Here is a 12,931-nt window from a genome sequence, read left to right as displayed (position 1 = left end):
CAAATTAAATAAACCTATGTGTCTTAATGTACAAAACTACAAGATATCAACATTAGACACTATTATTTTCCAATATTAAAACAAAACTCTATATTTACAACATTTTTAGCTAAATACACGTAGACATTGGCAAAATTTTAATTACAATGCCAACATCTTAGCGTTTCGCAGCGACTAAGATAAAAGTTTCATTGAAATGACGCGATTAGATCGCAATTAAATTTTTGTCCTGGAGAAAATAAAATGAATGTTGATCAACATATCAAAGTAGCACAATGGCATTTAGAACAAGCTCGTTTACACAACGTAAGTGATCATACGTGTGGTTGTCCACCAAACAAGCATGACCAACGTGCAATTGACGCTGTTGAAGCTGGTCTTATCGAAGAAGAAAAATCTTGTACGCTTGAAGCTAAAGAAGCTCGCGCTTAATAGCCTTTAAGTTGATGTAATTGATGCGCTCAATGCACATCAATTACATTTGCTCTTTTCTCGTTTTACTCTGTACCCCAATCACTTCCCTGTTAGCATTTAAGATAAATACCTTATCCATTTTAGGTGGCAAATCAATCAATGCATGTTCAGTTAGCCGCTGAAAATACTCAACAAAACTCGCAACCTCTTCAGCCGACATTGCTTTAAGCAACTTGTTGGTCATTAATGATTTTGCTGACTTAGCTCGATACTGCGTAAGCATTTTCTGCTCTTGCTCTAAACGCCATTGATATACACAATCAAAGTTTGGCGCTTTTAACATCAGCCAATAATGCATCTGCTGATATAACGGCATGTAGTCTTGTTTTAATAATTGATTAATCGTCTTTCGCCAAACTAGTAACGGATCATAATGCTTTTCTAAACGATTAATCGGTACAGTTAACTGTTTATCATCTTGTGCAGCAACACCCCAGCACCAGCCTTCAAATAACACAACGTCTACTTTACCGGCTATTTTCGGGCAAAAATCTATCGCCAGCGGCTCATCAGTTAACTTGTCAAATTGAGGTAAGGTTAATTCTTGGCGCTCAGATAAGGCAGTTAGTTTATTGAGGATATGTGTTAACAATGGAATATTATGCGTTCCCGGCACGCCTCGGGTGGCGAATAACGGATGAATACTTTTACCATGCTTTGCTCTTTCGTTAGATGATAAATAAAAATCATCAAGCGATAAGCACACCACATTCAGTTGATAGTTATTGTGTAAGTATTGTTTTAAGTATTGACATAAGGTTGACTTACCACTGCCCTGACAACCATTTACCCCAACAAAAATAGGCGTATGCTGTTGATATTGATGTTGACACCAATTGACTATCTCGTCAGCCAAAGGGTGCCAATAAGTTAATGCATTATCTTTAAAGTGATCCGTTAAATTATGTTTGTTAATAAATCGACTTAACACAAACAGTTATACTCTTTTTTTTACGTGATACGACATAATAAAGCAAACAAAACGGTTAAAGCTATTCTATCTATGCTTCTGCACCCTATGCTGACTTTTACTGCTGTGATTAACAGAGCGACTACGGTTAACTTGAGCCGTTCGCGTATTGGCAACACTTTTACTGGCGTTTTGTCTTAACTGACTTTTTCTCACCATGGTTTGCTTTTGCTTTGTATGAGTTACAGCATGTTTTTGCTTACTAGTACTGCGATTAAACGTGCCCTGTTTGCTAGGTTTTGTCCTTACTGGCACCTTGTTGACACTTCGCTGATGGGGTTGTTTTACTAAAGTCTGTTTATTGGTTTTAGTGTTAGCTTTAACTACTCGATTATTATGCTTAATAGCATGCACTTTATTTTTGTTTAGGTTTGATTTAACCCGAGTAAATTGTCTAGTGTTTTGATGCCCTTTGCTTACCTTAGCACTGTGGTAGCGCTTATGTAATGCCTTGTTAGTATAGTTGACACCTCGTCTATGATGTTTTTTATGCTGCCATCGACTGCCACCAGTACTTACGCTTTTCTTGCTATAGCGAGTGACATGTCGGTAATGAGGTTTTCTTGAGTGATGTATAACCACATAGCGATTATGCCAGTGAAAACTACTAAAAAAGAAATGATGACGAATATGAATACCTGTGTGCCAATAAAATGGGTGATGGTGTCTGTGATAATAATATGAGGTATGTAAGCCAACTGGCGCAGCCCAAAATATTGGCGGATAATGTCGCCAATGCCAACGACCATAAATAATGCGAGTATCATAGTATGGAACATAAACAATATGCTTTTCTACAGGCGTTAAAATAATATGCGCTTGTTCACGCTCGACATTAATATTCGCCATTTTATCTAAGTTACCGGCATCGTCTGCTTGTTGTCTCAGCGCTTGAATACTTGATAGCAATAAAGCTTCATCAGCTAAAAAGGCTTCTCCTAATTGTTGCGTCCAATTCAAGTCATCATTAAGTCGCTGCAATACTGATGGAAAGGCTAACAGCGCAACAATACTTTCATCCCACTGATATTTTGCTACTAAAGATAAGTGTTGCTCTGAATCCAAATCGGGATTCTGCTCAAGCCAGCGGTGCGCTTGCACCACTTCAAGCGGATAAGTTGAAGCAATTAAGATATGTGTTAATAATGCATCTGGATATAACGCAATAGGCGCAAGTATTTGCTGTAGCTCTGCTTGCGTTGTTGGCGATGATACTTGACTGTTATTGCTATTATCTGACGCAAAAGCCACAGAGCTAAGCGTTACCATCATCAATAGCAGACTAGTAAAGATATATGTTTTCATAAGCCACCCCTTAATAGTTTAGCTTATATTAAGGCTAAGCAACTGAACGAAAACTGAACGTGAAGGAGAAAATATTAAGGCGTGTTGATTATTATCTATGTTGATAAGGAAATTGAATGAAAAACTCAGCGCCACCTAATTTATCACTGCGACCAATGGTAATCGAACCTTGATAACTCGCTAGCAAATCCCTGACAATAGCAAGCCCAATACCATGACCTTGTTGATAAGTATCAGCTCTAACACCGCGACTCATAATAAGCTCGGCCTGTTGCTCAGTTATGCCTGCGCCATCATCGGCAATGATAAAACTCAAATGATGTTGTTCTACTAAAATACTCACCGCAACGCAGGTTTTTGCTGCTTTACAGGCGTTATCTAGCACATTACCTAAAATCTCAAACAAATCGGCTTTATCCCCCTTAAAAATAACCTCGTCATCTCCTTGAACATCAAAGCGTATTGCTTTGTCATGATAAATTTTAGTTAAACTATTCAGCAAGGGCTTGATGACTTCTGCCACTTGAACACCTATGTGCCAAGAAGAATCGCCAGCACTTTGTGCTCGCTTTAATTGATGTTCAATGATTTGATTAATAATGTGTAATTGCTCAGCATTACCAGTGAAGTCCTCTTGCTGACTTTGAATAACAGCAAGTGGCGTTTTTAGACTATGCGCCAAATCAGAGAGCGCGTTACGATAGCGTTTTCGTTGAGCTTGCTCAGTTTTTAATAGCAAATTAACCTGTGTTGTTAACGGTGTTATTTCAATGGGGTAACTATTAGATAATGCATCTTGCTTGCCCTGCTCTATCTCAGCTAGCTCGTGCTTTAAACTTGCCAATGGCTTTAGCGTCCACTTTAGCCAAATGGCTTGTATCAACATTAAGGCCACCATCAAAATAATCAGCCACAATATCAATTGCTGCTGAAATTGTGCAACTAAGGCATCTAGTGGTTGTTTATCTTTGATAATGTGTACAGTAAATGGCAATTCACCACTGTCATTTTCACTTATAAGGTAATTGAAGCTCACACTATAGCTGTAAACAAAGTAACTTTGCTGCTCAAACTGTACAGTAGTAAAACTGTTTTTGCCCACCTCAGGTTGCGGCAGTAAAGGTATATTCATTACAGCAAGCAAAGAAGGAGATTGCCAAAGCGCATGCTCTTCTTGCAAGAGCTTAGAGGTTTTTTCGCCAGTTTTTATCGGTTTAATCAGCGCATAAAGGCCCGATTGACTGATATTAAATTGGTTTTCTAACAGTTGCTCTGGCATCAACAAGTAACCATTTTCAACTTCAGCCACCGCTAAAATAGAATAGCTATAAGCACTTAACTCATTTTCAACACTGCGAGTTAACCTTGTTTCAAAGACATTGCTCAGGATCACGCCTATTGTCGGCAAGAGTAATATGATCATTAAACCAGCGCTGACGATTAAACGTAATTTTAATGAATGCCTTAACTGGTTTTTAAACATTTTTTATTTGCGCTCGCATTTACATTAACATTCTAAATCACGAAGAAGATAACCAGCGCCACGGTGTGTTTCGATAAAGTTGTATTGACTATCAGGATCAAGTTTTTTGCGTAAACGGCGAATAAACACCTCAATAACATTAGAATCTAAATCAAAATCCTGATCATAAATATGCTCAGTTAAGACAGACTTTGACTTTACCTGGCCTTTATTTAGCATTAAGTATTCCAACAAGCGATACTCAGAACTACTTAAATTTACCGCTTTATCATTAACTTTAACCGATAAACTCGCAGTGTTAATGGTTAACACACCATTGGAAATTTCAGGGCTTGCTTGCCCAGCAGAGCGCCGTATTAATGCATTCAATCGGGCAACTAATTCGCCAGATTCAAATGGCTTAGTTAGATAATCATCTGCACCAGCATCTAACCCTTCCACTTTATGTTGCCAATGATCACGCGCAGTTAATATTAATACCGGATATTTAATCCCTTGAGCGCGTATTTTTTTAATTAAACTGATGCCATCAAGTTTAGGTAAGCCAACATCAATCATAGCGACATCGTAATCATACTCTGTCGCTTGAAAAAGTCCCTCTTCGCCATCGCTTGCCAAATCAACCGAGTAACCAACAGATTCTAATGCATTTTTAAGATTTTGCTGTAAGGCTAAATCATCTTCTATTATTAACAAACGCATGGTTATTACCCTTTAATCTTACCGGTTTTCGCATCAACAAAAACAGAAACAACATGACCATTTTTTTTCACTAACTTAACACGATACCCGGTATTCCCTTTACTTTTACTCACTTTGAGTACCTTACCGCCAAAGCGACTTTTGACAAGGTGAGCAGCCTGAGAAGCACTGGTAACTTTAAGTTGATTATGATTAGCCTTAGCTTGTGCGTACATTACAGGTTGATATGCCTGCAACTCAACAGAAAAGCCTAATAAAGCCATCATTCCAATAAAACTTAATACCTTCATTTACATGCCCCTATGCATGAAAAGCAATAACTATTGTTAGTGTAAAATATCTGCCTGCTGATAGAAACCTTCACAATCGCTATTTTTCTCAAACCATAGTGAGCATAACCTGACAAGCTTAATGCAAGCTGAATATTGTCTTGGTTGGTGTTCAGCCAACGGTAAGCATCAACATGATTAAGTAAAGAAACACATATTCTACTAACTACATGAGGTATTCCTATGCTAAATCATTTAATGTTAGCGCCATCACTTAAACGAGCTATATCTGCATATTTAACTGCGATGCTTAGTTTAACGTCACTTTTCGCTCATTCAGCCACTGAGCAGAACAATCAACCTCCAGAAGCTGTTGGGACAAAACAAGTTTCAAACCTAGGTAGAGTTACTGCTTTATCACAAAAACCTAGCACAGATAAACAAAGTAAAGTTACCTACTCTCCCATACCGCGCAAGCAGCATCTGCAAAACTTAAACCAGCAAAGCCTAAGCCTGCAAACAGCAGCTAAACAACTTGAGGTAAAGCAAAGCCAATCAGCACAGCTACATCAGGGGGAATTCATTATTTATGATGCCTTTAGCTACCTTGAAGCCGATATTGATGGCGATGGTTACCATCAAAGCTTTAGTATTGTTTTTGATGCCGACTACTTTCCTTATGGCTATAGCGACTATGCCGATGTTTATGCTTCACTTTATTTAAGTCGAAATGGTGGTCCTTGGGAGCACTATTACTCGAGTGAAATATTTACCTTATACCTAGATTCAGACCAAGACGAATACGAAGTATCAACCACGCTTGAGCAAGGTTATATTGCCGATCACTATGATATTTTAATTGATCTTTATCGCGCTGATAACAATCAGCTAGTGGCAAGTTATAGTAGCGACGACAATAATGCGCTATATGCTTTACCGTTAGAAAGTAGTGAAAATGATATGTTGTACGTTAATGATGTGGTGGTAACACACGGCGGTAGCTTTTATATATTATGGATTTTATGTTTAGGGGCTTTTTTGATCCGTTCGCTTAATTTACGTGACTAATAGACTTGCGCTAAATCATCAGCAATTGACCACTTAGCTTTAATTTCAGCAAGCTTGCCTGAGCCGATTAAATGTCGAAAGGCTTTTTGTAGTCGCTTTACCAAATTAGGATCTGACGATTTACTTAGGGCAATATCAAGTGAGTTGTTTAACTCATACGCTGGCATCAGTTTAATTAACAGCTCAGGGGAATACCCTAACGCCTGAGCTTGGCTTTTAATGATTAAACTATTGCCTAACACCATATCAACACGGTTGTGATATAGCATTTGTACTTGTTGATCACTTTTTACCACACGGTAAATATTAGTGAATCCTTGAGAAGTTAAATACTCATCAGAATTGTGACCATTAGGCGCAGCAATTGAAATTGCTTTAAGCTCACTTAACGCCTGAAAAGGTTGCGTAAACTTAGTTTTTAAGCCCCAAAAATAGAAATTTTCATACCTTAACGCGCCAATCCAATGAAATAATCTCGCCCTCTCTTTAGTGTGAGCGATAGAATAAATCAATACATTAGGCTCTTTCAGCGCTTTATCATACGCTCGTGCCCAAGGTATGACCTGAATGTCGGCTTCATCACCCGTTAACGCGAAAAGTGCATGTAAAACTTCGGTAGCATAACCACCAAGCGAACCATCATCATTAGGTTGTTGAAATGGTGGTAAATACTCTGTGACTACCGTAATTTTTTCTGCATAAGCAAATTGAAAAGAAAAAACAAAGGCATATATTGATGCCAACTTTAGCAGCTTCCCCACTAAAGTTGGTCTATTTGAAATGAGAAACACGCGACAATTAAAACCTGAAGACAGCACCACAATAATGAGCATTCAATATATTCACAAGGGAATATAAATGCAATATTTGTTGGTTTTATTTCTTATCAACAACCTTAATGCTGGCTTTATTAATAATAACAGGCTGCTGAGTTTTACCTCGTCGACTACCTAATTTTTCAATGGCTGCTAGCGTATCATCAAGCCCACTAGTCACTTCACCAAATACCGTGTGCTTACCATCTAAAAATACTGTAGGTACAAAGGTAATAAAAAACTGACTACCATCAGTGCCAGGGCCTGCATTGGCCATACTTAACATACCTGGCTTGTCATGGCTTTTACCTTGCTCAAACTCACCTTGATATTTATAACCAGGATTACCGCGACCATTACCTATAGGGTCACCACCTTGCGCCATAAAACCAGGGATAACCCGGTGAAATGTTAAGCCATCATAAAAACCTAATTTAGTTAAATAAATTGTGCTTGATACATGCATAGGCGCGGTATCTGCAAATAATCTAATACTGATATTGCCTTGATTCGTTTCTAACTCCCAGAAGTAATCTTTAGTGTGGTTAAAAGTAAACTTGGGCGGCTTAGACAAGCTTGTTTTCCATTGCTTATCCGTTTTATCAATCGCCTGCTTATTGATAAATTGTTGCGCTTGTTTGATTGCTAAATCAGGTCCACAACATGCTTGTAAACCAAAGACAATAACCGAGATAACACCTAATTGCTTTAATAGTTTCATAGCTATTACTTAACCTTTTTATTATTTTTTCAATAAGCGTACTAAATAAGCATATTAACCTAATGCTACATCAGCAAAAGCGATACCAGACCAACCAGTATTGATAAAATTACGTATATTACCATGATCATTACCTTGAGGGTTTTCCAGGACATCAAGGCGATAATAATCACCAAAGCAATGCAGTGTTTGTTGCTCAGATAAATTATTTAACTTAGCAAAGTAAAAAATCTTACACGAACCTTCATTTTCACCCGCCTTATTTATAACAGCGCCATTACTAAATTCAGTAGGCTGATATTGATAAAGCGAGTCAATCACCGTCATAACTTGCGTAAACTGCACTTGCTCAGGCGTAGTATTTAACTGCGCGATTAAATCTGACAGGAGTACTTTAGCATCATCTTTCATTTAGGCTAATCCTGCTTTTCTTGAGCAAGCTTTGCTTTTGCTTGTTCTACTTTGGAAAAATCTAAACCTAACTCATCAACCGCTTCTTTAATCAGGTGTGGTTGACTCATAACCAAAGCCATTAATGCTTGTAATTTTTCTGCTGGAATACCCAGTTGACCTATCAAGCCCATTGCCATCATAGGGTTATCAGTCAACGCGATAAAAAGCTCATTGATTTTTTCTTGACTGACATTTGATTCTTGTAATTGTTGAATTATTGGATTCATAAACTTCTCACTAAGTTACAAAGAGTAAAGTTGCGGCATTCTAACAAAATTACTCAAAAGAAAACTAGGCTATTCACTTAAGATTTTGATTCATCATTATCTTTAATCACAATAGAATTAGTTTCTTTTAACCGTTGGCGATACTTAGCCTTAGCTAACATTTGCATATCTTCTACTTGATCACTTTCATCAACAATTTCTCGGCCAAGGAAAGTTTCAATGGCATCTTCTAACGTCACAACACCCGCTGTTTGTCCAAAATGATCCTCAACAATAAACAAATGCTCATGACGCTTAATAAACCTATCTAATAGCTTTAATACCGGTAGATTTTCTGATACTCGCTCCACTGGACTAGCAATACTCGCTAAAGTTTGCTCTCCTTTTCCCTGTCGCTCCAGCTCATACAGTTGCACTTTAATAATAATCCCAGTGATATTATCAATTGAGCCATCATAGATGGGAATGCGGGTAAAATTAGCGGTTTGCTCTTTAGATATAGCGCCAGAAATTGTGGTTTCTTGTGGCAGTGCATGGACAACACTGCGAGGAGTTAAAATATCTTCTGTTTTGGTATCTCTTAGCTGCAGAATATTTTCTAGCATCTGACTTTCTTGGTTATTTAATGCGCCTTCTTTTCGACTCATCGCTGCAACCGTCAATAACTCTTCTCTAGTAACAACATCTTTATTTTTACTGCCAAATACTTGGGTCAGTAATGAAGAAAGCCACACCAGCGGGTAAACCAACTTAACCAAAAACGAAATCATATACGCAGACGGAATGGCTAATATACGCCAGAAGGTAGCACCAAGGGTTTTAGGTATAATTTCTGAAAAATACAAAATCGCTAGGGTTAATAAAAATGCGATCAAAGCTTCTTTTTGCTCGCCGTATATTTTAATGGCTTGCGCGCCAACCCCAGCAGCCCCCATAGTATGAGCAAAAGTATTTAAGATCAAAATACTCGAAATAGACTTATCTAAATTATTTTTTACCTTAGCGAGTAATTTAGCACCACGCACCTTGGCCGCTAGCTTTTGCGCAACAAAGGTGGGAGTAACGGAAAGCAAAACAGCCTCTAAAATAGAACATAAAAAAGATACACCGATAGCAATGACGAGATAAATAATAAGTAATGTCATTTTAAGTCAATCAATCTCCGAGTCTTTACAAAAAACGCTAACCAAATCAGCGCGCAGTGATTACGCTTAATAGTATCAAGTTAACAAAAATAAATCTCTTTTATAACATGGCATAAACTGACTTTCTTAACACCAAGGTGCCCTAATACGATGATTTGCTCTCTAATTTAACCATCAATTTGTTCAAGTAATATTTCATTCATTATGTAAAGAAATATCAGACACATTCGACTACGCATTTAAACAAGTTGATAATGTGCAACATTAATCATAACAATGATCACCATAGAACCTTCTACATTAACAAAAAGCCGTGTTATAGTTCGCCGCAGCAATATCAATAAAAGATGATTTTTAAAAGACTATGATGCAAACCAGTGACTGTGAATCTCAGCCCACCATCCTTTGGCATGATTATGAAACCTGGGGGGTATCGCCCAAATATGACAAACCATCTCAATTTGCGGGTATTCGTACCGATTTAGAGTTAAATATTATTGGTGAGCCTGAGATGTTTTACTGTCAGCCGCCCGTTGATTATTTACCGCATCCTGAGGCATGCCTTGTTACTGGTATTACTCCACAAAAAGCACAGGCAGAAGGGTTAACCGAAGCAGAGTTTGCCGCGCGCATTCAAGCCTTATTTTCACAACCCAATACCTGTGTTGCCGGGTATAACAATATTCGCTTTGATGATGAAGTTAGTCGCTATCTTTTTTATCGCAACTTTTATGATCCTTACGCACGCGAGTGGCAAAACGGCAATAGCCGTTGGGATATTATTGATATGGTGCGAGCTTGTTATGCGCTTCGCCCTGAAGGCATAGAATGGCCAACCATTGAGCGCGATGGTGAGCAAGTGGTTAGCTTTCGCTTAGAATTATTAACTCAAGCCAATGGCATAGCACATGAAGCAGCCCATGATGCCATGAGTGATGTCTATGCCACTATTGCCATGGCTAAATTAATTAAAGAAAAGCAGCCTAAGTTATATGAATTTATTTTTAATCTTAGAAATAAAAAACAGGTAGCAGAGCTGCTTAATGTCGCTGATATGACGCCAGTGGTGCATACCTCATCAAAGATTTCTTCCGCACATGGCTGTACTAGCTGGTTTGCTCCTATTAGTTATCATCCTGTTAATAAAAATGCTGTGATATGTGTTGATCTTGCTCGTGATATTAGCCCTCTGCTTGAACTCACCGCTAACGAAATAAAAACACGCTTATATACTCGCTATGATGATTTAGCTCCTAATGAAAAGCCAATCCCAGTAAAGTTAATCCATACCAATAAATGCCCGGTCATAGCACCAGCGAAAACTCTGTTACCGGAAAATGCTGAGCGCTTAACTATTCCAAGAGAAATGTGCTTAGAGAATTTGCAGCGATTAAAGCAACATACTGAATTAAGAGATAAACTAAGTGATGTCTTCGCCGCTGAGAGTTTTGATAATGAACAAGTCGATGCCGAGCATGCCCTTTATGGTGGCAATTTCTTTAGCCACAGCGATAAAGCGCAAATGGACATTCTGCATGGCTTAGCGCCTGAGCAATTGGCAAGCCACCCATTTCAATTTCAAGATGAGCGACTCACTACCCTGCTATTTCGTTTTAGAGCCAGAAATTACCCACACACACTCACCAATGATGAGCAACAAAAGTGGCAACAATATTGTCAAAATAAACTGCTCTATGGCGGTAAAGGTATCCTAAGTGCCGACGAGTTTATGATAAAAATTGAAAACTTGGCTCATGAGCATGAAGAAGATAAAGGTAAAATGTCTGTTCTTAAAGCCTTATATGACTACATTCAAGGTTGATGTCAGTAGTCTCAAGTCCTCCAACAATATCAAAGATAAAGAGCCTAACAAATGACTTGGCAGGCTCTTAATCGTTAGTTCTGGTACGTGTAGCTATCAAGCCTTTACTCTTGATATGTCTTGCGCTCTAACTGGTACTTTTTCATTTTGTCATAGAGGGTTTTTCTCGCCAGCTTAAGCTCAGCCATTGTATCTTTAATGCAGCCTTCATTGTTGGCTAATGCTTCTTCAATTAAGAATTTTTCAAAAAATTCAACTCTTTGGGTCAGCCCCATACTAACGTGCATGGTACTGGCACACATAGTAGTGTTTAAGTTAAACGCTGCCGCTTCTCCTAGTAGCACATAACGCTCAGCTAAATTACGTAACTCTCGGACATTACCAGGCCATTCATAGCTTAATAATTGCGCCTTATGCTCTTGTGATAACGGGATCAGCTCTTTTTTATAGCGCGCCGAGGCAACTCGAGTAAAGTGTAAAAAAAGCAAGGGAACATCTTCAATACGTTCTCTCAGTGGCGGTATATCAACCTTCACTAGGTTTAACCGGTAATATAAATCTTCGCGAAATAGCCCCTGCTCACAGAGTTCGAGTAAATTTACTTTCGTTGCCGCAATCACTCTAATATCAAGATTAATGCCCTCATTCGCACCTAAACGAACAACTTTTCGCTCTTCAAGCACTCTGAGTAATTTCACCTGTAACGCCATGGGGGTACTTTCAATCTCATCAAGAAATAAAGTCCCGCCATTGGCATATTCAAATTTACCAATACGCTTTTTATCAGCACCGGTATAAGCGCCCGGCTCTGCACCAAAAAGTTCACTTTCAATGATATTTTCAGGTATCGCGCCACAATTTAGCGCAACAAAATTTTTATCTCGGCGTATACTATGATCATGTAAATAGCGTGCCACTAACTCTTTACCTGTACCGGTTTCACCATCAATCATAATATCTGCTGGTGCATCCATCACTTGATTAAGAATATTGCGCATCTGTACTATCTTAGGTGAATTACCCAAAATTCTAGGGCCAGGTAAGCAATGAGTCTCTACCTCTTTTTTCAGCTGACGGTTTTCAAGCACTAAAGTACGTTTATCGAGTGCTCTTTTTACCGTATCGACTAAGTGCTCATTATTAAAAGGCTTTTCAATAAAGTCATATGCGCCATTACGCATTGCCTTTACCGCCATAGATATATCGCCAAAGCCAGTTAATAAAATGGTTGGTATGTCAGCATCAATGGCTTTGATTTCCTCCATTAATTGATGACCATCTTTTTTAGGCATATTAATATCGCTAATAATAACGCCAGGCCAAGTATTACTAAGCTGACTCAATAGCTCAGTGCCGTCTGAAAAGCTCTGTATTGAAAAGCCCTGTAACTCAAAGACCTGCTCAATTGCGCTGCGAATATGTTCTTCATCATCAATGACAAAAACATGGCCTAAACTAACTGTATCCATAATACTTC

At 38.5% G+C, this 12,931-nt stretch carries 14 protein-coding genes; 3 read left to right on the top strand and 11 right to left on the bottom strand.

Annotated features, from left to right (window positions below; genetic code table 11):
• The first annotated feature begins 243 nt into the window (after positions 1-243).
• Positions 244-432: a hypothetical protein gene (locus EMK97_RS01490; protein WP_130598771.1), complete on the top strand. Its 189-nt coding sequence runs from the start codon at positions 244-246 to the stop codon at positions 430-432.
• A gap of 43 nt (positions 433-475) precedes the next feature.
• On the opposite strand, the gene EMK97_RS01485 is transcribed toward EMK97_RS01490, so the two are convergent.
• The 5 genes from EMK97_RS01485 to EMK97_RS01465 all read right to left on the bottom strand — a co-directional run bounded on the left by EMK97_RS01485 (position 476) and on the right by EMK97_RS01465 (position 5,224).
• Complete coding sequence (locus tag EMK97_RS01485) at positions 476-1,405, bottom strand: P-loop NTPase fold protein (RefSeq protein ID WP_170176706.1); 930 nt, start codon at positions 1,403-1,405, stop codon at positions 476-478.
• Positions 1,406-1,471: 66 nt separating this feature from the next.
• Positions 1,472-2,749, bottom strand: coding sequence for a DUF3300 domain-containing protein (locus EMK97_RS01480; protein WP_130598767.1), 1,278 nt, complete (start codon positions 2,747-2,749; stop codon positions 1,472-1,474).
• A gap of 91 nt (positions 2,750-2,840) precedes the next feature.
• Complete coding sequence (locus EMK97_RS01475) at positions 2,841-4,232, bottom strand: ATP-binding protein (protein ID WP_130598765.1); 1,392 nt, start codon at positions 4,230-4,232, stop codon at positions 2,841-2,843.
• A 24-nt stretch (positions 4,233-4,256) separates the two neighbouring features.
• Positions 4,257-4,934: a response regulator transcription factor gene (locus tag EMK97_RS01470; protein WP_130598763.1), complete on the bottom strand. Its 678-nt coding sequence runs from the start codon at positions 4,932-4,934 to the stop codon at positions 4,257-4,259.
• Between the two features lie 5 nt (positions 4,935-4,939).
• Positions 4,940-5,224, bottom strand: a complete 285-nt coding sequence (locus EMK97_RS01465; RefSeq protein WP_246028851.1) for a PepSY domain-containing protein — start codon at positions 5,222-5,224, stop codon at positions 4,940-4,942.
• Between the two features lie 222 nt (positions 5,225-5,446).
• Between EMK97_RS01465 and EMK97_RS01460 the strand changes: the two genes are divergently transcribed.
• Positions 5,447-6,271, top strand: a complete 825-nt coding sequence (locus tag EMK97_RS01460) for a choice-of-anchor H family protein (RefSeq protein WP_130598761.1) — start codon at positions 5,447-5,449, stop codon at positions 6,269-6,271.
• On the opposite strand, the gene EMK97_RS01455 is transcribed toward EMK97_RS01460, so the two are convergent.
• The 5 genes from EMK97_RS01455 to EMK97_RS01435 form a co-directional block, all read right to left on the bottom strand.
• Positions 6,268-7,014, bottom strand: coding sequence for a substrate-binding periplasmic protein (locus tag EMK97_RS01455; RefSeq protein WP_170176705.1), 747 nt, complete (start codon positions 7,012-7,014; stop codon positions 6,268-6,270). The genes EMK97_RS01460 and EMK97_RS01455 overlap by 4 nt on opposite strands.
• A 133-nt stretch (positions 7,015-7,147) precedes the next feature.
• A complete protein-coding gene (locus EMK97_RS01450; protein ID WP_130598757.1) occupies positions 7,148-7,807 on the bottom strand; it encodes a peptidylprolyl isomerase in 660 nt (219 codons plus the stop codon).
• A 54-nt stretch (positions 7,808-7,861) separates the two neighbouring features.
• The gene (locus EMK97_RS01445) at positions 7,862-8,218 is read right to left on the bottom strand and encodes a HopJ type III effector protein (protein ID WP_130598755.1); all 357 of its coding nucleotides are present in this window, start codon (positions 8,216-8,218) and stop codon (positions 7,862-7,864) included.
• 5 nt (positions 8,219-8,223) lie between these two features.
• On the bottom strand, positions 8,224-8,487 hold the full coding sequence (locus tag EMK97_RS01440; RefSeq protein WP_130598753.1) for a DUF2999 family protein: 264 nt from the start codon (positions 8,485-8,487) through the stop codon (positions 8,224-8,226).
• Positions 8,488-8,564: 77 nt separating this feature from the next.
• A complete protein-coding gene (locus EMK97_RS01435; protein ID WP_130598751.1) occupies positions 8,565-9,632 on the bottom strand; it encodes a CNNM domain-containing protein in 1,068 nt (355 codons plus the stop codon).
• A 364-nt stretch (positions 9,633-9,996) separates the two neighbouring features.
• Between EMK97_RS01435 and sbcB the strand changes: the two genes are divergently transcribed.
• Positions 9,997-11,454, top strand: coding sequence for an exodeoxyribonuclease I (gene sbcB, locus EMK97_RS01430; protein WP_246028850.1), 1,458 nt, complete (start codon positions 9,997-9,999; stop codon positions 11,452-11,454).
• Positions 11,455-11,558: 104 nt separating this feature from the next.
• On the opposite strand, the gene EMK97_RS01425 is transcribed toward sbcB, so the two are convergent.
• Positions 11,559-12,923: a sigma-54-dependent transcriptional regulator gene (locus EMK97_RS01425; RefSeq protein WP_130598749.1), complete on the bottom strand. Its 1,365-nt coding sequence runs from the start codon at positions 12,921-12,923 to the stop codon at positions 11,559-11,561.
• Positions 12,924-12,931: the final 8 nt, after the last annotated feature.

The sequence above is a fragment of the Litorilituus sediminis genome (genome assembly GCF_004295665.1).
In the GTDB taxonomy this organism is placed as follows: Bacteria; Pseudomonadota; Gammaproteobacteria; order Enterobacterales; family Alteromonadaceae; genus Colwellia; species Colwellia sediminis.
The sequence above is the reverse complement of the archived record's forward strand: the minus strand, read 5'-3'. Positions and strand labels throughout refer to the sequence as shown.